Genomic DNA, 549 nt, shown 5'->3' on the forward strand with positions numbered 1-549 from the left:
GGGCAGCTTTTGCAGCACCACATCGTGCATCACCTGGTCATAGGCGCGCTGGAGGAAGGTGGAATAAATGGCGCAGAACGGGCGCAACCCTTCCGTTGCCATGCCTGCGGCAAAGGTAACAGCGTGCTGCTCGGCAATACCCACATCAAAAAACCGATCCGGGTAAGCCTTGGCAAAGGCATCCAGCCCCGTGCCAGAGGGCATGGCGGCGGTAATGGCGGCAATTTTGTTATCGGTTGCGGCGCGACGTGTGAGTTCGCGCGAGAACACAGAGGTGTAGCTTGGCGGGCCTGCAGGGCCTTTTTTCTGCTCACCTGTAACAACGTTGAACTTGGCAACGGCGTGATACTTGTCTCCGGCTTTTTCGGCTGGCTGATAGCCGTGGCCTTTTTCCGTAATGACATGCAGCATGATGGGGCCGTTATCCGTATCGCGCAGGTTGCGCAGGATAGAGACCAACTGTGGCAGATCATGCCCATCTACAGGGCCAACGTAGTAAAAACCCAGTTCTTCAAACAGCGTGCCGCCGGTGATCATGCCGCGGGCATA

At 57.0% G+C, this 549-nt stretch carries 1 protein-coding gene; it reads right to left on the minus strand.

The window, feature by feature from the left end; translation table 11 throughout:
• Positions 1–549 (minus strand): 1-deoxy-D-xylulose-5-phosphate synthase N-terminal domain-containing protein (locus tag FKW19_RS14310; RefSeq protein ID WP_275068211.1); only part of this gene is annotated, 549 nt, incomplete at both ends.

The organism is Acetobacter sp. DmW_125128, from assembly GCF_008704325.1.
GTDB lineage: Bacteria > Pseudomonadota > Alphaproteobacteria > Acetobacterales > Acetobacteraceae > Acetobacter > Acetobacter oryzifermentans.